This window comes from Flavobacterium sp. 22659, from assembly GCF_052044235.1.
Lineage (GTDB): Bacteria > Bacteroidota > Bacteroidia > Flavobacteriales > Flavobacteriaceae > Flavobacterium > Flavobacterium johnsoniae.
Window position 1 is genome coordinate 116,461 of sequence record NZ_JBQEMU010000016.1, and the last position, 22,222, is coordinate 138,682.

Annotated in this window: 17 protein-coding genes; 7 read left to right on the forward strand and 10 right to left on the reverse strand. The window is 33.6% G+C overall.

Translation table 11 applies throughout. The features are described from left to right. The first annotated feature begins 32 nt into the window (after window positions 1-32). A complete protein-coding gene (locus ACTJIW_RS16195) occupies window positions 33-644 on the forward strand; it encodes an acyloxyacyl hydrolase (protein ID WP_440714882.1) in 612 nt (203 codons plus the stop codon). Window positions 645-708: 64 nt separating this feature from the next. On the opposite strand, the gene lgt is transcribed toward ACTJIW_RS16195, so the two are convergent. The 6 genes from lgt to ACTJIW_RS16225 form a co-directional block, all read right to left on the reverse strand. After that, window positions 709-1,641, reverse strand: a complete 933-nt coding sequence (gene lgt, locus ACTJIW_RS16200) for a prolipoprotein diacylglyceryl transferase (protein ID WP_012024332.1) — start codon at window positions 1,639-1,641, stop codon at window positions 709-711. Between the two features lie 68 nt (window positions 1,642-1,709). Next, on the reverse strand, window positions 1,710-1,949 hold the full coding sequence (gene yidD, locus ACTJIW_RS16205; protein ID WP_440714883.1) for a membrane protein insertion efficiency factor YidD: 240 nt from the start codon (window positions 1,947-1,949) through the stop codon (window positions 1,710-1,712). A 22-nt stretch (window positions 1,950-1,971) separates the two neighbouring features. After that, window positions 1,972-3,450 carry a cysteine--tRNA ligase gene (cysS, locus tag ACTJIW_RS16210; RefSeq protein WP_149208078.1) on the reverse strand — a complete coding sequence of 493 codons (1,479 nt, stop codon included), beginning with the start codon at window positions 3,448-3,450 and terminating at the stop codon, window positions 1,972-1,974. A gap of 81 nt (window positions 3,451-3,531) precedes the next feature. Then, window positions 3,532-3,897 carry a four helix bundle protein gene (locus tag ACTJIW_RS16215; protein WP_440714884.1) on the reverse strand — a complete coding sequence of 122 codons (366 nt, stop codon included), beginning with the start codon at window positions 3,895-3,897 and terminating at the stop codon, window positions 3,532-3,534. A 96-nt stretch (window positions 3,898-3,993) separates the two neighbouring features. Continuing rightward, window positions 3,994-4,665 (reverse strand): GTP cyclohydrolase I FolE, encoded by a 672-nt coding sequence (folE, locus tag ACTJIW_RS16220; RefSeq protein WP_012024336.1) that lies wholly within the window; start codon window positions 4,663-4,665, stop codon window positions 3,994-3,996. Window positions 4,666-4,851: 186 nt separating this feature from the next. Further along, window positions 4,852-6,048: a pyridoxal phosphate-dependent aminotransferase gene (locus ACTJIW_RS16225; protein ID WP_440714885.1), complete on the reverse strand. Its 1,197-nt coding sequence runs from the start codon at window positions 6,046-6,048 to the stop codon at window positions 4,852-4,854. Between the two features lie 123 nt (window positions 6,049-6,171). Between ACTJIW_RS16225 and ACTJIW_RS16230 the strand changes: the two genes are divergently transcribed. The 5 genes from ACTJIW_RS16230 (at window position 6,172) to ACTJIW_RS16250 (ending at window position 13,988) form a co-directional block, all read left to right on the forward strand. Next, window positions 6,172-7,506: a PDZ domain-containing protein gene (locus tag ACTJIW_RS16230; RefSeq protein WP_149208076.1), complete on the forward strand. Its 1,335-nt coding sequence runs from the start codon at window positions 6,172-6,174 to the stop codon at window positions 7,504-7,506. A 135-nt stretch (window positions 7,507-7,641) separates the two neighbouring features. Further along, on the forward strand, window positions 7,642-10,257 hold the full coding sequence (locus ACTJIW_RS16235; RefSeq protein WP_440714886.1) for a gliding motility-associated C-terminal domain-containing protein: 2,616 nt from the start codon (window positions 7,642-7,644) through the stop codon (window positions 10,255-10,257). Window positions 10,258-10,291: 34 nt separating this feature from the next. Then, window positions 10,292-11,218: a PorP/SprF family type IX secretion system membrane protein gene (locus ACTJIW_RS16240; protein WP_073409567.1), complete on the forward strand. Its 927-nt coding sequence runs from the start codon at window positions 10,292-10,294 to the stop codon at window positions 11,216-11,218. Between the two features lie 10 nt (window positions 11,219-11,228). Beyond that, window positions 11,229-13,358, forward strand: a complete 2,130-nt coding sequence (locus ACTJIW_RS16245) for an OmpA family protein (protein WP_440714887.1) — start codon at window positions 11,229-11,231, stop codon at window positions 13,356-13,358. Window positions 13,359-13,502: 144 nt separating this feature from the next. Further along, window positions 13,503-13,988 carry a hypothetical protein gene (locus tag ACTJIW_RS16250; protein WP_012024342.1) on the forward strand — a complete coding sequence of 162 codons (486 nt, stop codon included), beginning with the start codon at window positions 13,503-13,505 and terminating at the stop codon, window positions 13,986-13,988. A gap of 90 nt (window positions 13,989-14,078) precedes the next feature. Here the strand turns inward: ACTJIW_RS16250 and ACTJIW_RS16255 are convergent, their stop codons facing one another. After that, window positions 14,079-14,459 carry a DUF1573 domain-containing protein gene (locus tag ACTJIW_RS16255; protein ID WP_044048295.1) on the reverse strand — a complete coding sequence of 127 codons (381 nt, stop codon included), beginning with the start codon at window positions 14,457-14,459 and terminating at the stop codon, window positions 14,079-14,081. A 288-nt stretch (window positions 14,460-14,747) separates the two neighbouring features. Between ACTJIW_RS16255 and ACTJIW_RS16260 the strand changes: the two genes are divergently transcribed. Next, window positions 14,748-17,381: a valine--tRNA ligase gene (locus ACTJIW_RS16260; protein ID WP_073409568.1), complete on the forward strand. Its 2,634-nt coding sequence runs from the start codon at window positions 14,748-14,750 to the stop codon at window positions 17,379-17,381. 85 nt (window positions 17,382-17,466) lie between these two features. Here ACTJIW_RS16260 and ACTJIW_RS16265 read toward each other — a convergent pair whose 3' ends face one another. The 3 genes from ACTJIW_RS16265 to ACTJIW_RS16275 form a co-directional block, all read right to left on the reverse strand. After that, complete coding sequence (locus ACTJIW_RS16265) at window positions 17,467-18,780, reverse strand: APC family permease (protein WP_440714888.1); 1,314 nt, start codon at window positions 18,778-18,780, stop codon at window positions 17,467-17,469. Between the two features lie 140 nt (window positions 18,781-18,920). After that, window positions 18,921-21,149, reverse strand: a complete 2,229-nt coding sequence (locus ACTJIW_RS16270; protein ID WP_440714889.1) for a TonB-dependent siderophore receptor — start codon at window positions 21,147-21,149, stop codon at window positions 18,921-18,923. A 236-nt stretch (window positions 21,150-21,385) separates the two neighbouring features. After that, complete coding sequence (locus ACTJIW_RS16275; protein WP_121361843.1) at window positions 21,386-22,111, reverse strand: DUF4198 domain-containing protein; 726 nt, start codon at window positions 22,109-22,111, stop codon at window positions 21,386-21,388. Window positions 22,112-22,222 lie beyond the last annotated feature (111 nt).

Consider the following 22,222-nt stretch of genomic DNA (forward strand, 5'->3'; position numbering starts at 1 on the left):
GTATTATATTTAAATGAATTTAAAAACGATTTATGATTAGAAAATTACTTTTGTGCATACTATTCCTTTTTGCTGTAAAGATGTCTGCACAAGAAGATAAATCCCGTTTTTCTCTAGGTTTTAATTATGGATTCGGAAGTGAGTTTAATAACCGGAACTACACGTTTACAAATCATTTTTATAAAATACAGCTTTATTACAAACTAAAACAGACAAAGCATTTTCAATATCAAATCCTTGTTCAGCCGGAAATTAATTTTGCTGAACATCAATTATTAAATTTCTATTTTGTGAAGCCGGAAACGCCGGATTATGAACAAAAAAGAGCCCAATATACACAGTTAAAAGATATTCGCGAATATGTGGTCAACTGCGGTTTTTTAGTTCGTAAACCTATTGGTGAAATTTGTTCTTTTTATATTCTCGGCAGTATCGGCCCAATGATAACAGATACCGAGACCGAAAGAATGTCGAAAGGTTTCGCTTTTGCCGATGTTTTAGCAGTAGGATTCTCTTTAAAACACAATAAAATTCAATTTGACATACGCCCGAATATCAGGCACGTATCGAATGGAGGATTGAGCGGTACAAATTCAGGTTATAATACCAGAAATATAGAGTTTGGGGTATCGTATTCACTATAAAAGAAAAAGTCCAGTATAAATGAATATACTGGACTTTATTATTTTTAAAAGTTTCTTTTGTAAACTATGAAGCAGCTAAAGGATTTCTTTGTGCTCTAATGATAAAGAAAAGACCAATTATAATAAAAGGAATACTTAACCATTGTCCCGTTGAAAATAAGCCTAATTCTTCTTCGATACCGCCCTGGCTTTCTTTTACAAATTCTACAATAAATCGAACTACAAATAAAAGAACCAGGAACAATCCAAATAAGTATCCTGATTTAAGTCTTGCATTGGTTTTCCAGTACAAGAAAAACAAAATAGCAAAGACAAAAATATAGCAGAATGCTTCGTACAATTGAGTTGGGTGTTTGGCAGGAACCTGCGCTAATAAATCAGCAAATTTTGGGTTTGTGGCAATGGCATTGTAAGCCTCTTTTGGATTAGCAATTTGTGTTGCGTTTACAGCTTCTGCTTTGCTGAACTGGTCATGTAAAAAACGAATTCCAAAAGCAGAAGTAGTTTCATGACCAATAATTTCTGAGTTCATGAAGTTTCCTAAACGAACAAAAATAGCACCGCTGGCAACCGGAATAACTACACGGTCTAAAATCCATAATAACGGACGTTTTAAGATCATTTTGCTGTAGTAATACATTGCCAGTATAATTGCAATTGCTGCACCGTGACTTGCTAAGCCCTGAAATCCTGTGAATTCGAATTTTGGTTCGAATTTGAAAGGCAAGAAGATTTCAAGTAAATGATTTCTAAAATATTCCCAGTCATAAAATATAACATGTCCTAAACGAGCTCCAATTAACGTTGCTAAAACAGTCCAGACAAATAATGAATCTAATTTGTCAATTGGCTCATTTTCGCGTTCGAAAATCTTTTTCATTAGGTACCAGCCTAAACCAAAAGCAATTACGAACATTAAACTGTAATAGCGAATCATAAAAAATCCTAAATCAATTCCTTCTGAAGGATTCCAAACGATGTTTAAAGGATGTGTCATATAAGGTAATTTTTTTATTATATTTTGTAAAAATAGATATTAAAAGCGGAGCAAATCTTTATAAAAAGTTAATGTTTGTGTGAACATTTCTTTTCTGGAACGGGATCGTAACCTGTCCTTCCCCACGGATGACAGCTTAAAATTCGTTTCATTCCCAAAAAGCCTCCGTAAAATAATCCGTGAGTCTGCAGCGCCTGAATCATGTACGTTGAACACGTTGGCTCAAATCGGCATGAAGCAGGTGTAAAAGGAGAAATCGCAGTTTGATAAAAGCGTACTAATAAAACAAATGGCGTAATGACTTTCATGATTTATTAGATTTTTTCTTTCTTAAATTGAGAAACTCGTTCCTTCTTTGCCGTCTTTTAACTGAATTCCAAGCGCAATTAACTGATCGCGGATTTGGTCAGAAAGTGCGAAATTTTTATCTGCTCTGGCTTGATTTCTCATTCCAATAAGCATGTTTACAACACCTTCTAATTTATCGTTGTTACTGTCGGCTGCTTTCTCATCGCTTAAACCTAAAACGTCAAAAACAAACGCATTTATGGCAGTTGAAAATGATTTTAAATCTTCGGCAGAAATAGTTTCTTTTCCTTCTTTTAGTAAATTGATATAACGAACAGCTTCAAATAATTGTGCAATTAAAATTGGAGTGTTAAAATCATCATTCATGGCGTCATAGCAAGCTTGTTTCCATGCTGCAAAATCAACAGAGCTGGAAGAACCTGCTTTTATTGCTGGTAAAGCTTCAAGGGCTTCCATTAATCTTTTGTATCCTTTTTCGGCAGCAGTAATCGCATCATCAGAAAAATCTAAAATACTTCTGTAATGTGCCTGAAGCATAAAGAATCTTGTAACTGATGCAGAAAACGCTTTGCTTAAAATCGTATTGTCGCCGCTTAAAATTTCTCCCGGTAAAATATTATTTCCGGTAGATTTTGCCATTTTCTTCCCGTTTAGGGTAAGCATATTAGCGTGCATCCAGTAATTTACCGGCGATTGTCCTGTGCAGGCTTCGTTTTGAGCAATTTCACATTCGTGATGAGGGAATTTTAAATCCATTCCGCCTCCGTGAATGTCAAAATGATTTCCTAGATATTTAGTACTCATTGCAGTACATTCTAAGTGCCAGCCAGGGAAACCATCACTCCAAGGTGAAGGCCATCTCATGATATGTTCTGGTTCTGCTTTTTTCCAAAGTGCAAAATCCTGCGGATTTCTTTTGTCTGACTGTCCGTCAAGATCACGGGTATTCGCCAGCATATCTTCGATGTTTCTGCCGCTTAAAACGCCGTAATTATTCGTTTCGTTATATTTTACAACATCAAAATAAACAGATCCGTTAGCTTCGTAACCAATTCCGGTATCGATAATTTTTTTGATAATTTCGATTTGTTCAATAATATGTCCGGTTGCTGTTGGCTCAATACTTGGCGGTAAAAAGTTAAAAGCTTTTAAAATATCGTGAAAGTCAACAGTATAACGCTGTACAACTTCCATTGGCTCTAACTGCTCTAAACGTGCTTTTTTGGCAATTTTATCTTCTCCTTCATCAACATCATCTACAATATGACCAACATCAGTAATATTTCGAACGTAACGAACTTTATAATCAAGATGTAAAAAATACCTGAAAATGACGTCAAAAGACATAAAAGTCCTTACGTTTCCTAAATGCACATTGCTGTAAACCGTTGGTCCACAAACATACATTCCAACATTTCCTTCATGGATTGGTTTGAAATTTTCTTTTTCACCCGAAAGTGAATTGTATATTTTTAGAGGCTGACTGCTGTATAGTGGCATATTTTTTTTGATGTTTAATCGTTTATTTGTTTAACCGTTTAATTGTTTGGTTCGTTTCGCTGTATAAACGTTTTATCGTTTTTATTCTTTTGTAAGATAATATTTTTTTAAACTATTTATCTGGTTACAGATTTTTTCGATTTTTTCACGAGATTCTACATATTCAGCTTCGGATACATAATTTAAATCTCTTGAAATAATTAAGTGATTCAAAGTTTCCATTGCTGATGAATATGAGATCGTTAAAAAATGAGCTTTATCTTTATTTGTATTTCTCGAAGTTCCTTCTGCAATATTAGTCGCAATTGATGATGAGCTTCTTTTTATTTGAGAAGTTATTCCGAACAATTCATTTGATGGAAATTTAGCAGTTAATTTATAAATATCCAAAATAAACATTCTTGCATTCTGCCAAACTTCAAGTTTCTCAAATGAAAAAACGTACATTGTTTTCTGTTTAATTGTTGATTTGTTTAATCGTTTAATCGAAAATAAAGTCTAAGCGATGAGTCGATTAAACAAATCAACGATTTACCAATTAAACTAAAACTGTGTATCTAGTTTAATGTAATCAAGAAATTCTCTTTTTGTTTGAGGATCTTTGAATTTTCCGCCGAATTCAGAAGTTACAGTACTGCTTTCGATATCTTTGATTCCTCTTGAGTTAACACAAAGGTGTTTTGCATCGATAACGCAGGCTACATCTTCTGTTCCTAAAGCTTTTTGAAGTTCCTGAACAATCTGCATTGTTAAACGCTCTTGTACCTGAGGTCTTTTAGCATAATACTCAACGATACGGTTCATTTTTGATAAACCAATAACTCTTCCGCTTGAAATATAAGCAACGTGAGCACGTCCTATAATTGGCAGTAAATGGTGTTCACAGGTAGAATAAACCGTAATGTTTTTTTCTACCAGCATTTCGCCATATTTGTAATTATTGTCAAAAGTTGAGGCTTTTGGCTGTTTTGCAGGATTTAAACCTCCAAAAATTTCTTTTACAAACATTTTAGCTACTCGGTTTGGAGTACCTTTTATGCTGTCATCTGTTAAATCCATTCCAAGAGTCTGCAGAATGTTTTCAACATCTTTTTTAATTTTTTCTATTTTTTCTTCATCAGTGATATCAAAAGCATCCTCTCTTAAAGGGTTTTTTGCATTACTGCTGAAATGACTGTCACCTATTTCGTCTAAAAAATCTTCGTTATTTATCATTAAAAACTACTATTATAATGGGTATATCTTTTTAAGGCGGTAAAGATAATTAATAAATGGGAAACCTTTTCTATCGTTTTTATTATTTAATCGATCCTTTTTAGATATAATTTAAAATTGTTCCAAAATACAAAAGACAATAACAGGAATCGTTATTGTCTTTTGAGAGTTTAAGTTTAGTTTGTTTTATCTATTGTTGTACACCAGTAAAGCCTCTTTTAAGATGTTTACTGCAGTAATTAGATCTTTTTTGTTTAAAACATACGCAATTCGCACCTGATTCAATCCCATTCCCGGAGTAGAATAAAATCCTTTTGCGGGTGCAATCATAACAGTTTCGCCGTTTAAATTATAGCTTTCTAAAAGCCATTGAGCGAAATCATCAGAATCTTTAATTGGCAGCTGGGCAATACAGTAAAAAGCACCTTTTGGTTTCGTTACAATGACACCTTCAATTTTATTTAATTCAGAAATTAAGGTATTACGACGTTCTTTATATTCGCCAATTACTTCGTCAAAATAACTTTGCGGCGTATCAATAGCTGCTTCACAGGCAATCTGCTCAATTGTTGGCGGACTTAAACGCGCCTGAGCAAATTTCATAACAGTTGCCAGAACATCTTTATTTTTAGTAATCAAACATCCAATTCTGGCACCGCACATACTGTAACGTTTAGAAACAGAATCTACCATGATTACGTTTTGCTGTACATCTTCCAGATTCATTACAGAAAAATGCACATCATCTCCATCATATAAAAATTCGCGGTAAACTTCGTCAGCAATTAAATATAAATCATGTTTTTTAATTAATTCTGCTAATTGTTTAATTTCTGTTTCAGAATATAAATATCCAGTCGGATTTCCAGGGTTGCAAATCAGAATGGCTTTTGTTTTTGGCGTAATTAACTTTTCTACTTCGTCAATACTTGGCAGTGCAAAAGCTGTTTCAATAGTAGAAACAAGAGGCACTACAGTTGCACTTGTAGAAGATGCAAATGCATGATAATTAGCATAAAAAGGTTCCGGGATAATGATTTCATCTCCTGGATCTGTAATTGTGGCCAGTGCAAAAAGTAAGGCTTCAGAACCACCAGTTGTAACAATGATGTCTTCTGTGTTAACGTTTACATTTTGGCGCTGGTAAAAATGAGCTAATTTTTTTCTATAGCTTTCATATCCGGCAGACGGACTGTATTCTATAATACTCAAATCAATATTTTTTACCGCCTCGATGGCCACTTCCGGTGTCTTGATATCCGGTTGACCAATGTTTAAGTGATACACCTTGTGTCCTTTTTTCTTTGCTAAATCAGCATAAGGAGCCAGCTTGCGTATCGGTGATTCAGGCATGTTTCTGCCCTTTTGAGAAATTGTTGGCATGAGTATAAATTATTGAAGTGCAAATTTGCATTTTTTTTTCGAAATTAACGTAAACAATACGAGTACTTATAAAAATGTAACAATAATAAATATATTTGCTAATTTTATAATAAAATATTGCCAATGAAAAAATATATAGCCCTGTTTTTTGGCTTATTGCTGCCTTTTTGCTTAAAAGCTCAAGATAGTTTTACTATTGAGAACAATAAAAAAAAGGCTGTAATCCCTTTTAAATTGATAAACAACCTCATTTTTATTCCAATAAAAGTAAACGGAATCGAACTGAATTTTCTATTAGATTCAGGTGTCGAAGAAACCATTTTGTTTAGTATGGATGAAATGCAGGAAGTCAAATTTAATAATGTCGAAAAAATCAAACTTAGAGGGTTAGGATCTGAAAATGAAATTGAAGGTTTGAAATCAACAAAAAATACTTTTGAAACGCATGGGTTAAGATCAGACAATCATATGCTGTTTGTAATTTTAGATCAGAGTTTTAATCTTTCATCTCATATTGGTATTCCGGTTAACGGCATTATAGGCTATAAATTTTTCAAGAATAATTTGATTGAAGTTAATTACGAAAAAAAGAAAATTACGGTTCATACCGACAATGAATCTATTAGGAGAAGACTCAACAATAAGTTTAAATCTATTCCTATTACAATCGAAAAATCGAAACCTTATATTTATACAAATGCTGTAGTTGATAGTGTAGATATTAAAGCTAAACTACTGATTGATATAGGCAATAGTGATGCTTTCTGGATTTTTGAAAACAATAAAATAAAACTTCCCCAAAAGAACTTTCCAGATTTTTTAGGAAAAGGTTTCAGCGGAGATATTGAAGGACATCGTGCCAGAATAAAAATGTTTTCAATCGATGAATTTGATTTTAAAAAACCAATAGTCGCATTTCCGGATTCATCATCAATTCGAAATGTAAAAATGGTACCGGATAGAATAGGTTCAGTCGGGGGCGAAGTATTAAAACGATTTACAGTTGTTTTAGACTACAAAGACCAGAAGTTGTATTTGAAAAAAAACAATAAATTCTCTGAACCTTTTACTTATAATAAAAGCGGTATAACAATTCAGCACAACGGTTTACAATGGGTTCAGGAAACAGTTCACTTAGAAACTGTCAAGGTTGCAGGATCATTGAGCGAGGCCGAAATGGCAGCAAATAATAATGGCAGCGGAGGAAATTTTAGATATAAATTTTCTTTAAAACCAATTTATGAAATTGTAAATATTAGAAAAAATTCTGCTGCTGAAAAAAGCGGTTTACAAAAAGGGGATATTATTGTAAGTATTAACAATGAAAGACCTTATAAATATTCTTTACAGCAGATTAACCAGCTTTTAAAATCTGAACATGATATATGGATCACGATAGAAGTAGAAAGAAACAGTCTTATTTTAAAGTTTAGATTTAAGCTTGAAGATGAATTGTAGTTTCTTTTTTATGATTTTTTGATACGAAAAAATATTTACATATTAATATCTATATATTTAAAAAATTAATAAGAAAATTAAGTTTTTTTAGAAAGTAAGCACATATTTTATTATGTTTAACCAAAATAATAATTTATGGCCAAAAACTACATTAATTTCTTACAGTTTTTATTGTTTTTTGTTTTTTTAACGGTTTTATCTCCAAAAATTTATTCGCAATGTGCTGGTAGTGATGGTTCTGTCACGATTTGCAACGTCGAAGATATTTCAAATAGATCAGTTTCTTTATTTTCTTTTTTAGGAGGAAGTCCTGTACCCGGCGGAACATGGTCTGATGATGATGGTTCCAGAGGTTTGAGTACTGCAACAGGAATCTTAAATTCCCAAGCTATTAGGGCTGGGGGAACCTATCAATATACATATACAGCTCCTGGCGCGGGATGCACTGTGAATACGGCAAAAGTTTTGGTTACAATTGGTGCATTCGAAGGATTTCCAGCTCCATATGCAACAAAATGCAGTGATGAAAACACCTATAATTTGTTTTCTGCATTTAATAGTACAGTAATTAGTCCGCATACTAATGGAACATGGAGAGATAGTTCAGGTAATGTTATTCCTCCATTGCTTACTATAACCAACATGAATGGTAATTTTCAATATTCTTATACTGTACCGCCTGTTCCCGGATGCGATACAGCACCATTAACAACTTCAATAACACTTACTGTTATCAGGGCGCCGCAACCGGGAATAGGTCGAGATTTGCTTTTGTGCGGCACCACTGATTTAGATGGTTATACTGCTTTTGATGTCAGTACCTTATTATCTGGTCAGGACCCTGATGGAAGATGGAGCGGCAGAGGCATAACCTCTCCTTCAAATCCGGTTGTCAATCTTAAACAAGTATTTGCAACATACGGGCCGGGCGAGTATGCTTATAATTATACTGTTTTATCAGACAATGATAATTGCCCTGATAAAACAACAACGATGATAATCACACTCGAAAAAAGATTAGATTTTACCGGAGCCAAAATTGAAGTTGAGAAAAATATTTGCGAAAATGAAATAAACACTGCAACCTATTCAGCAGCAATTACGCAGGGAGCAGAAGTGATACCAGATAATGAATACAACGTTACATTTAACGTGTCTGGACCAAATGGCGGAACAGAAACAATAAAAGCATTTTTTGTAAACGGAAAACTTAGTTTTCCTGTAAATTCTGCTTACTTTCGACAGGTTGGAGTTTTTCATGTAACCGTTACTGGTATTGTTGCTGTAGATAGTAAAGGAGCCTGCCGCAACATCATAAATAATTTAACTACAGATTTAGAAATTCATACGCTGCCTTATTTAGAGGGAGCTGTTTTAACTCCGGAACCAACATGCCAAAATAAAAATGCATTAGTACATCTTACCAATGCCTTACGTTTAGGAGACGGAAATTATAATATTCGGTACAATATAAGCGGAGATAATTCGGCATTAGGCCAAACGGCAAACATTACAGTTGCGGGCGGCAGTTCAAGTTTTATAGTTCCGGGAAGTTTAAATATAAAAAGCGGTGTATCAACTATTACTATTACGAATATTACAAACACAGCAACCGGCTGTACAAATACTGCCACAATTAGAGGAGACTTAATTATTAATCCTCTGCCCAACGCTGCAACAGTAAATGTTGTTGTAAATGATTATTGTTTAAACGATCCGGTTACGGTAACAGTTTCGGGATTGGGAACGTTAACTGATGTTACAGTATCCTATATGCTTCAGGATAGTAATTTAAGTACTTTAGAATCTGTTGCCTTGTCTGTCACTAACGGAAAAGCCGATTTTGTAATACCTGCCGGCTTGCTTTTAAACACAGGATCGACAATTATATCAGTTTTGAATTTAAAAAATAATATCACCAATTGCGATGTCAATCTAAACAACGTTTTAGATAGTTTTATAATACATCCAATTCCGATAAAACCAACTGTTAGTCCATTGTCTTTTTGTAAAGTAGATGAAGCAGCGGTAGAAAACTTAACTCCAAAAGGAAACCAGTATAAATGGTACGATTCAGCAACAGCGGCAACGCCCCTTGCAGGCACAACAATTTTACAATCTGGAAATTATTATGTTAGAGAAACTTCAGTGGCTGGATGTACATCAGAGCCTGCAGAAGTTCCGGTTACAATAAACGATTCTCCCGTTCCCGTACTAAATTCAGACGGGCAGAATTTCTGCGGACTAACTAATCCAACTATTGGAGATTTGTCAAATAATACCAACATTCCAGCAACAGTAGTCTGGTATGATGCACCTGATAACGGCAATTTGCTTTCAGCTTCAACTCGTTTAACTGAGCAGGGAAGATATTATGGATTTAACTTTCCAAATTCGGCTTGTTTTTCGTCAGAATATATTGAAGTTACTGTTGCATTAACAGATTGTGACAATGTGCCGAATGACTTTTTTATTCCCGATGGGTTTTCACCAAATGGAGACGGTATAAATGATTCATTTGTTATTAAAGATATTGAATTTCTATATCCAAATTATACACTTGAAATTTTTAATAGATACGGAAACGGAATGTATAAAGGAGATAAAAATAAACCCGCCTGGGACGGAATGAATTACGAAAAGAGCGGTATTGCCGGCGGTGTTGCGCCAAATGGAGTTTATTTTTATGTATTGCATTTTAATAAAGACAACAAACCGCCAAAACAAGGCCGTCTTTATTTAAATCGATAAATCTCTTCTTTATATTATTTAATATAATTTTCAAATGAAAAAAATACTACTCCTTATAAATTTCCTCTTTTACTTATCAGTTTCTGCGCAGCAAGATCCCGAGTATACACATTATATGTATAATATGAGCGTTGTAAACCCGGCATACGCAACAGGAGTTCCCGCTATGATGAATTTTGGAGCCTTGTACAGAACTCAGTGGGTGGGCGCTGTTGGTGCTCCTAAAACGTTCACTTTTTTTGGACATACTGCCATTACAGATAAAATAGAGGCAGGTTTATCTTTTATTTCAGATGATATAGGTGACGGTGCTAAAAAAGAAAATAACATTTATGCCGATTTTGCATACGTTTTAAATCTGGGAGGGAAAAACAAACTCTCTCTTGGATTAAAAGCAGGTTTTTCGTCTATACAAAGTAATTTTAACGGATTTCGTTTTACAGATCCGCAAACTGATTTTGCTTTTTCTGAAAATATAAACGCAACAAAGCCAAACATTGGAGTTGGAGCTTATTATTTTAGAGACAATTTTTACGTAGGATTGTCTGCTCCTAATTTATTGAAATCAAAATACATTGAAGAAAAATCAGGAATTAACGCTTTTGGAGCCGAAGAAATACATACCTTTTTAACCGCAGGATATGTTTTTCAGGTTAATAATATGTGGAAAATTAAACCTGCTTTTATGTCAAAATTTGTAAAAGGTGCGCCAATTACTTTAGACGTTACGGCAAATGTTTTGTATAATGAAAAATTTGAATTTGGAGCTGCTTATAGAATAGATGATTCAGTAAGCGCTTTGTTTAATATTAATGTTACTCCTTCGCTTAGAGTAGGTTATGCTTACGATTATACGCTTACTAATTTTGGTCAGTTCAATTCAGGAACTCACGAAATTATGCTCCTCTTTGATCTTGATTTATTAGGAAAAGGGTTTGATAAATCTCCAAGATTCTTTTAAAATGAAAAATATGAAAAAACTACTCGTTATTATATTCGTATTTTCAATACAGTTTATAAATGCTCAGGATCAGGAATTGATAAGAGCAAAGAAATTTTTTGACAGAACTTACTACAGCGAAGCAATCGTTTTGTATCAAAAACTGGCTGATGACAGACCTTCGCAGGAAGTAATTAAAAACTTAGCCGATTCGTATTTTTACACCAATGATTTGGTAAAAGCTCAGCGTTATTACCGATTTTTAGTAAAAAACTACAATAACAATTTAGATAGAGAATACTATTTTAGATATGCTCAAACTTTAAAAGCAACCAATAGTTTTGATGATGCAAATGGAGTTTTAAAAGAATATTATGCTAAATCTTCAAATACAGAAGATGTTATCAATTTCGAAAAAGACATTAAAACTTTAGAAAATGTAACCGCTATTGGTAAACGATTCGAGATCAAAAACCTGCCAATAAATACACCAAATTCAGAGTTTGGAGCAGTTGAATATAATGGTAATTTGGTTTTTGCCGGCGTTAAATTGAAACCCGGAATTTTCGATAAAAAATTTAAATGGGATAATGCGACGTATTTAAATTTGGTTACAATCCCTCTCAAAAACATCAATTCTGCAGATTCTATTGTGCATTATTTTGCCAAAGAATTAAAAACAGGAATGCACGAATCAAATGCTGTTTTTACAAAAGACGGCAAAACCATGTACTTTACCAGAAACAATTCTAAAAACGGAACGAAAAAAAGAGATGATAAAAAGATTTCAAACCTCCAGATTTTTAAAGCCGAATTGGTAGAAGGAAAATGGACTAATATTTCATCATTACCTTTTAACAGCCCAAATTATTCTGTAGAACATCCAGCTTTAAGTGCCGATGAAAAAGTGTTGTATTTTGCTTCAGATATGCCGGGAACTTACGGTTCATTTGATATTTATTCGGTAAATATTAATAAAGGCGCATTTGATACTCCAAAAAACCTTGGGCCGTTAGTAAATACAGATAAGAGAGAACAATTTCCTTTTGCTTCTGCAGATAATAAACTATACTTTTCTTCAGACGGACATTTAGGTTACGGATCTTTAGACGTTTTTGTTTCTGACATAAACGGAAACGAATATTCTAAGCCGGTAAATATTGGTTTGCCTTTAAATTCAAATTTAGATGATTTTGCTTTCAATATTAATTCAGAAACCAAAGAAGGATATTTTGCATCCAATAGAGAAGGAGGAAAAGGGAACGACGATATTTACCAATTTAAAGAAATCAAAGATTTAATTGTAGAAGACTGTAAGCAGTTTATTGCCGGGGTTATTACAGATATTGATACTAAACTGGCATTAGAAAATGCAACCGTAATTTTACAGGATTCTGAAAATAAAACCCTAAATACTATTACGACTTCTGCCGATGGAAAATTTAGTTTTACAGCAGCTTGTGAGACATCTTATAAAGTTTCGGCTTTTAAAGAGAAATACACAAACGAGTCTGTAACTTTAACTTTAGATAAAACAAGAGATAAGATCAATGATGCTTCTTTAGCATTAAAATCTTTAGAAGTCATCAAATTAGAAGAAAAAGAAAAAGCCGAAAAGAAAAGACAGCAGGAAATTATTATTGAAGAAGAAAATAAGAAGAAAACAGAACTTGCTGCTATAGAATTAAAAAAGAAAGAGAAAAAAGCCAAAGAAGCCGAAATCGCTGCTGCTGAGGTAAGGAAGAATGAAAAAGTAAAAGAAATTTTAGAGAAAGAAAAAGATGTTATAAGAGATAAAGACCGTTTAATTATCAAAACAGATCCTATTTATTTTGACTATAATTTGTGGTACATTCGTAAAGAATCAAAAGTAGTTTTAGGCAGAGTAGTTGAGCTGATGAAAAAATATCCGGGAATGGTAATTGAAATTGGCTCGCATACAGATTCACGAGGAAATGAAAAATTCAATGCCGATTTATCTCAAAAAAGAGCTAATTCAACCAGAGAATTTATAATCCAGTCAGGAATTGAAGCTAAGAGAGTTTCTGCAAAAGGTTATGGAGAATCAGTTCCTATTATAAAATGTAAAACCGATGATGCCTGCTCTGAAGAAGAACATGAATTAAACCGAAGATCTGAATTTGTAATTAAGAGTTTATAGATCTTTTTAAATACTATTATAAACCCGACAGGTTTCAAAAACCTGTCGGGTTTAATTTTGTAATCAATATTTTTTAAAAATCTTTTTCTTGAGTTCTTTTTTATTAATTTTATAGAATAACCATGAAATAAAAATTGTTAAAATATGAAAAATCTAGTTTTACCATGTCTGCTAGTAATCTGCATTGGATTTCAAAGCTGTAAAAATGACGAAAAACAAAAAGAAGAAGCTGCAGCTAAAGCAGATGCAGAAACAGTTGTAAGCAGTGAGTGTTATCAGGCTGTATACGAAAAAGATACAATTGCCTTAAAACTGAATACTTTAAAAAACGGAAAACTAAGCGGTAATATGATTATGAAAGTTGCTCCTTCTACAGTAAGAACTGGTGAAGTTGCAGGAGAATTTCATGGTGATACCTTATTTATAGATTACACCTTTAAGGATAATGTAAATAAAGACAAAACATTTAAAAACCCAATGGCATTTTTAAAACGAGATAAACAGCTTATTTTAGGAAACGGCACCATGCAGACTACAATGGGAGTTACTTATTTAGTAAAAGATAAACCTATCGATTTTGATCGTGTAAAATATAAATTCGATAGTGCAGAATGTGCCGACAAAAAATAAGATATTAAACCTGCCAAGTTTAACTTATAATCATAAAAAAAGCCGTTTCTAATTCAGAAACGGCTTTTACTATTTTTAGATTTTATTTTTTTATAAAACTTCACCTTTAATTTTTAGAGCTACACGCCCGTCAGGATAATTGACAGCATTGGTTTCAACTGTAATTGTTTTACGAATTGGACCGCTTGCCATGTTGTATTTTACATCAATTTTTCCTTTTTTACCCGGCATAATAGCTGCGGCAGGTTTAGTAACAACGATTGAACTTAATGTCGATTCAGCACCAACAATTAAAAGCGGTGCATCGCCGGTGTTTGTAAATTCAAAGGAGCGTACTCCATTATCAGTCTTTGAAATTTTTCCATAATCAATCGTATTGTCCGGGGCTGCAAATTCAATCTTTGGGCCATTTTGTGCATAACCTATTGCGCTAAACAATACGACAGCAATAAAAGAGGCAACATTTTTCATTTTGAAATTGTTTTTAAGTTGTAAGTAAATATACATTGTTTTAATTAACACACAAATTATTAATTCGTTTTTTATAGTCTACTTAATTATTTACTTTTGCTGTCAGTTATAAATACAAAAATTGAACCAGTTTTTTTGTTTAACTGTTTAATCGTTTATTTGTTTAATCGTTGAGATTGATTTATAAATGATTTTTTTAAACAGAAATAAGAAAACAAATCAATTTGAAATTTGATGATCAAAACCGATAACGGTTAAACAAAATTAACGATTAAACAACCCTAGTAAATGACAATTCCAGCACAATTTGACGCTAAGACGATTGAGAGTAAATGGTATGATTACTGGATGAAAAACAACTATTTTCATTCAGAACCAGATCATAGAACACCGTACACCATTGTAATCCCGCCGCCAAACGTCACTGGAGTCCTTCACATGGGACATATGTTGAATAATACGATTCAGGATGTTTTAATTCGTCGTGCGCGTCTTAAAGGTTTCAACGCTTGCTGGGTACCGGGGACAGATCACGCATCGATTGCTACAGAAGCAAAAGTAGTAGCAAAATTAAAAGCAGAAGGAATCAATAAAAACGATTTGACCCGTGAAGAATTCCTTAAGCATGCTTGGGAATGGACCGATAAATACGGCGGAACAATCTTAGAACAGCTTAAGAAATTAGGAGCTTCCTGCGATTGGGAACGCACTAAATTTACAATGGACCCAGATATGTCTGCATCTGTAATTAAATCGTTTGTTGATTTATACAACAAAGGATTAATCTACAGAGGATACCGCATGGTTAACTGGGATCCGGAAGCTAAAACAACTCTTTCTGACGAAGAGGTAATTTATGAAGAACAACAAGGAAAATTATTTTTCTTAAAATATAAAATCGAAGGTTCAGAAGATTTCTTGACCATCGCTACAACTCGTCCAGAAACTATTTTTGGAGATACGGCAATTTGTATCAATCCGAACGATGAGCGTTTTACACATTTAAAAGGTAAAAAAGCGATCGTTCCAATTTGCGGCAGAGTAATTCCAATTATTGAAGATGAATATGTAGATGTTGAATTTGGAACAGGATGTTTGAAAGTAACGCCTGCGCACGATATGAACGATAAAACTCTTGGCGAAAAACACAACCTTGAGATCGTTGATATTTTTAACGAAGATGCGACTTTAAACAGTTTCGGATTACATTATCAAGGAAAAGACCGTTTTGTAGTTCGTACTGAAATTGCAAAAGAACTGGAAGAAATTGGCGCTTTAGCAAAAACGGAAACACACTTAAATAAAGTTGGAACTTCTGAAAGAACGAAAGCCGTAATCGAACCAAGATTATCAGACCAATGGTTCTTGAAAATGGAAGAATTAGTAAAACCAGCAATTAAGTCAGTTTTAGAAACAGGAGACATTAAATTGCATCCAAAACGTTTCGAAAACACTTATGCGCATTGGTTAAACAACATTCGCGATTGGAATATTTCTCGTCAGTTATGGTGGGGACAACAAATTCCAGCGTATTATTATGGAGACGGAAAAGAAGATTTCGTAGTAGCAGAAAATATCGAAGACGCATTAAAATTAGCACAAGCTAAAACCAACAACCAACAACTAACAACCGACAACTTAAAACAAGATGTTGATGCATTAGATACTTGGTTTTCATCTTGGTTATGGCCAATGTCAGTTTTTGGTGGAATTATGGATCCGGAAAGTCCAGATTTTAAATATTACTATCCAACAAATGACTTGGTAACAGGTCCGGATATTTTATTTTTCTGGGTTGCAAGAATGATTATTGCAGGTTACGAATATGCAGGCGAAAAACCATTTACAAATGTATATTTGACTGGTTTGGTTCGTGATAAACAACGTCGTAAAATGTCTAAATCATTAGGAAATTCTCCTGATCCTTTAGACTTGATCGATAAATTTAGTGCAGACGGAGTTCGTGTAGGATTGCTTTTAAGTGCTTCTGCTGGAAACGATATTATGTTTGATGAGGAATTGTGCAGTCAAGGAAAAGCGTTTTCAAACAAAATCTGGAATGCTTTTAAATTGATTAAAGGATGGGAAGTTTCAGAAACTATCGCACAGCCAGAATCATCAAAAGTAGCTATCGAATGGTACGAAGCTAAATTGCAGCAGACTTTAGTAGATATTGAAGATAATTTCGAGAAATACAGAATTTCAGATTCATTGATGGCGATCTATAAATTGGTTTGGGATGATTTCTGTTCTTGGTTCTTAGAGATGATCAAACCTGCATACCAACAGCCAATTGACAGCGTAACTTTCGCGAAAGCGATCGAAATGTTAGAAAACAACTTGAAGTTATTGCATCCGTTTATGCCTTTCTTGACAGAGGAAATTTGGCAGTTAATCGCTGAAAGAACGCCTGAAGAAGCTTTAATTGTTTCGACTTGGCCAGAAGTAAAACCGTTTGATGCTAAATTGATTGCTGATTTTGAAAACTCAATTGAAGTAATTTCTGGAATTAGAACAATCAGGAAAGACAAAAATATTCCGTTTAAAGATGCAATCGAATTAAAAGGAATCAACAGCGAAAATGTTTCTACTTATTTCGATTCAATCATAACGAAATTAGGAAACGTTTCTGCTTTCGAATATGTTTCAGAAAAAGTAGATGGTGCACTGTCTTTCCGTGTAAAATCAAATGAATATTTCATTCCGATTACAGGAAACATCGATGTTGAGGCTGAAATTGCAAAACTGACAGAAGAACTAAATTACACAAAAGGATTCTTGAAATCTGTAGAAGCAAAACTTTCAAACGAGAAATTCGTAAACGGAGCTCCAGAGAAAGTCCTTAATTTAGAAAAGCAAAAACAAGCTGACGCTCTGGCAAAAATTGCTACAATTGAGCAGAGTTTAGCTGGTTTGAAATAAGAATCAGATTGATTTAAAATAGAAAAGCTGTCCACGTTGGACAGCTTTTTTTGTTTTTGTCATTCCGAGGAATGACAAAATCATGTTATTTTTGTTTCTTCAAAACCAAAAACAAAGGATAAGAAACAATCGTAATTCCAACGATAATAATAAAGCTTTTAGGATCGCTGTAAATAAAACCAGCAAGTAATGCAATAGAAAATATAATCGCTATTATAGTTGTCCAAGGATACCAAAATGAGCGATAGGGTCTTGGTAGATCAGGTTCTGTGGTTCTTAGTTTTAAAAGTGAATAATAAGCCAGTCCCCAAACGATTATCGAGATGAAAGCTGCGAAAGAAAACAAGACTTCAAAAGAACCAATGCAGATTAAAAACAAGCTGAAAAATGATGAAACTAAAAGCGCTGTAATTGGTGTTCCTCCTTTATTGACTTGAGTTCCTTTTTCGATAAAAAATCCGTCACGACTTAATCCGTACAAAATTCTTGGCGGAATCATCATAAAAGCATTCAGAATGCTGATTAAGGAGAAAATAGAAATAATGGTTACGATTTTAGCTCCGCTTTCGCCGAAAAGAATTTTAGCAACATCGGCAGCGGCAAGATTTGATTTTGCTATAGTTTCGATTGGGAGAACGTGAAAAAATGCTGCATTTACCAAAATATAAATGGCTACAACAAGCAGAACGCCGCTGTACAAAGATTTCGGAATATTTTTGCTTGGATTTTCATTTTCTTCAGCAAAAAAACAAACACCGTTCCAGCCGTTGTAAGTCCCAATAATAAGCTGTAAAGATTTGAAGAATCCGAAAATAAGTCCGATTTGAAAAATTGAATTATCTGTTTTTATTGGCGGAACTTCAACTCCAGAATACATAAAACAAGCCGTAACCAAAGCTACAAAGCAAATTACTTTTAAGAAACTGGTAATCTGCTGAATTACGCTTCCGTTTTTTACACCGCTTAAATGCAATAATACAAATGCAACCAATAAAGAAATAGATAATACGGTAGAATAATGTGCTAATTGCGGAAATAAAATAATGGTGTATTCGCTGATTACAATACAGTAAAAAGCAGGAGGGATGGCATTTACAATATAATCGTACCATCCTGAAAGAAATCCGGCATAATCGCCCAAAGCTCTTTTGATATAATTATAAGATCCGCCAGCTTTTGGCAGCATGGTTGCTAATTCTGAATACGAATTTGCTCCCAATAAAACGTATAAACCTCCAAATAGCCAGGAAGCAAGAATCAGCCAGTAATTATTGAGCATTTCGGCAATAGTTCCGGGCGTACGTAAAATGCCGACACCAATTGTTCCTCCAATTAAAACAGCAATATTAAAACTAAAGCCTAAACTTTTTTGTAATTGATTTTTTGGGAAATCTGACATTTCTTGGATTGTTTTTTAGGATGATATTTTCAGGCAAAAATAGTGTTAATTGAATTATAATCGGGCTTAAAATAAAAATCCCAAGATTTTCTAGTGAAACTGAAAATCTTGGGATAAAATCAAAACTCTAATTCAATATTTTAGAACTTGTATCGCAGGCTTGTCATAACTTGACGAGGAGCAATTGGGTTTACACTGTAGTTTTCGTGAACAGTATAATTTAGTTCGTTTGTAATGTTTGATAGTTTGCAAAGAATTGAGAATTTTCTCCATGTATATCCAGCTGAAACATCAATAGTTGTGTAACCATCAATAGGAATTTCTCTGTGGTAAATACCATCAGGATATTTGACAAGATCTGTGCTGTATTGATCATTCCAGCCTCCAAAACGGTCACCAATGTAGTTTCCAATAGCTCCTATAGAAACTCCTTTAAAGAAACCTTCAGGAACTAGGTAATAGAAACTTAAATTTGCAGTATTGGCAGGAGTTCTAACAAGACGGTCACCTTCTATAAAACTTCCGTTTAAACCAGATGTTTTAGTATAACGCATATCATTGTAACTGTAACCAGCAATAATGCTAAGTCCTTCAATTGGTCTTGCAGTAACGTCTACTTCAATACCTTTACTTTTAGTTTCTCCGCTTAATACTTTTACGTTAGTATCTGAGTTTAAACTTCCGTCAGCTTTAAATTCAGCTGTTTGCGCCAGATTGCTGTTTACGATTTGATAAACTGTAACATTGGTGCTTAGCATTCCTTCTAAGAAATCAGTTTTAATACCAGCTTCATACTGATCAATAATAGATGGCTCAATTGGTTTTAAATCAGCTGTAGTTCCCGTGTTTGGAGTAAATGAAGTAGAATAACTTCCAAAGATAGAAATATCTTTTCTTGGCTGATAAATTAATCCAAATTTTGGAGAAAATGCGTTGTCTAATTTTTTAGCACCAACTGTTGGAACTGCATTTTCAGGTTTAACGTTTTGCACTTTATTGGCATAAACTTCTTTGTAAGTCGTAACTTCTGCTTCCTGCCATGACCATCTTATACCTGCTAATACTTTGAATTTGTCTGTAATAGAAATCAAATCCTGAAAATAAACCCCAAAACGATTTGTTTCTGTTTTTGCAATTTGAGTTGTTCTGGCATCCGGAATAGTATTTTTTTGCGTTGACGGATCAAAATTGAAAAGATTAATAGTGTCATAATTTGCAGGGTCAAATGCAAAAGTATATGCTGTTGCGAATGAGTTTTCCCAATCAGCACCTGTAAATATCTGATGCTTTACAGATCCAGTGTTAAAGTTCCCCTGAAGACTTATCTGATCTCCTAATATTTGTTCCAGGTTTTCGTTTTGAACCAATGGTCTAGTCCATTCTCCATTATCTTTAACAGATGATAATTGTGCTGTAGATTTTGAAGCTCTATCGTAATTTTGGAAAGAACTATTGAAATTAAGTTTCCAGTTTTTATTAAAATCATGATTTAATAATACAGAAGCGCTGGAAGATTTAGTAGTACCATTCGACCAAAGTGATCCGTAAAAAGTATTACGAGGTAAATCTAGAATTTTTGTTCCAATAATTCCTGTTCCGAAATCAGGAGTCCAGTCTGCTGATAAATAATCTCCCTGCAGCGTAATTTGTGTTTTAGGATTAATTACAAAAAGCAGCGATGGATTGATGTATAAACGTTCGTTTTTTACAACATCTCTAAAGCTTTCTGAGTTTTCGTAAGAACCATTAATTCTAAAAGCGATTGATTTACTTAAACCGCCATAAAAATCAAAAGCAGGTTTGTAATACGCAAAACTTCCTATCTGCATTGATACCTCGCCGCCGCTTTTAAATTGAGGAGTTTTAGTTACCAGGTTAACGATTCCTCCCGGAGCAACATTTCCAAACAATAAAGCCGATCCTCCTTTAAGAAATTCTACTTTGTCTAAGCCGGAAACATCAGGAATTGATCCAGAATTGTAACGGAATCCGTTTTTAAACATATTGTTGGCAGATAAATCGTAACCTCTTGAAAAGAAAGATTCCTGAGCACCGCCTCGCGCAGAACCAACATAAACACCATTGGCATTTTTAAGAACTTCACTTAATCTGATTGCCTGTTGTTGTTCGATAACTTCAGAACCAATAACTTGTATAGCTTGCGGATTATCCATTGGTTTTAATCCAGAGCGAACTGCTGTTACCGGTTTTGGCTCTTTGTTTTTAGTAACAATTACTTCGTTTAATATTTCTCCTTTTTTGCCCTTTACGGTATCTGTAACCGAAGCTCCAGATTCATTATTTGAATAACTCTGGCCGTAAGAGACGAAACTTAATAATCCTAAGACAAATAGTAAATTATATTTCATGGTATTTATTTAGATTCAATAAAAATTATCGAATGCAAATATAAATACACATCTTCTTTAACAGGAAATTAAGAAGTGGTTTTCTTCCTTAAACCTTACTTAGTCTTTTCTTAAGATTCGCTTAATAATTTTCTAATTCTATTTTAATTTTGTATTAATATTGGATTTCAAGCAAAAAAAACCTTGCCGGAAAGCAAGGTTTTCTAATTGAAAATCTAATTATATGTTTTAAAAGATTACTTTACCACAATTTGGTAAGTAGCCATTTTCCAGATTTCATCATATTTTTTTCCGTTATGTTCACCAGCTGATTTATCAGTGTGAGCATATTCTACCATGTAGTTTCCAGACCAGATTGGAGTAAAAGAAAATTCTCCTTTATCGTTTGTCCATAATTCTTTTTCCCATCCATTTGGAGCGATAACTTTGATTTTTGCCTCTTTAGCAATAGCTCCGTCATAAGAAGCAACTCCAGTTACTTTAGCATCTTTTTTTGCTGTATCTGCATTTTCTGAGAAAACAGCAATTTTATTAGTGTTTGCTGTAATATTATTTCCAGATGCTTTGTTTCCAACAACAACCGTTGCACTTGAGTTGTAATCTAATTTCATTGTACCGTAAACATCTTTAACTGTGTGCTGCATTACAATTGTGTAAACACCGTCTTCAGTTGGTGTAAAGAAAGCCTGGTATTTATTATCTAAAGCTTTAGAAGTAAGTTTTGTTTCTTTTTTTGAAGGAGAAATTACTACCAAAGAGAAATCTTTTAAATCAGAGAACCATTTATCTGCTTTTGTAATATCATTATCTGAGAATTCTCCAAAGTAAATAGAAATTTCCTGAGCTTTTCCTTTTGTTCCTGTTGCTTTAGTTTCGATCCAAAGTGCGTGTGCAAAAAGTTGAGGTGCAGCAAAAAACATTAAAAAAGCAAATGTTATTAATTTAAAAGTTTTTGATTTCATAAGATCAGGTTTAAAATTATTAAAATGATATTTTTCACAAACATACGTCTTATTTAGAATAATTAAAAATAAAACAATAAAAAAAGCCCCAAACCATATAATTATATGATT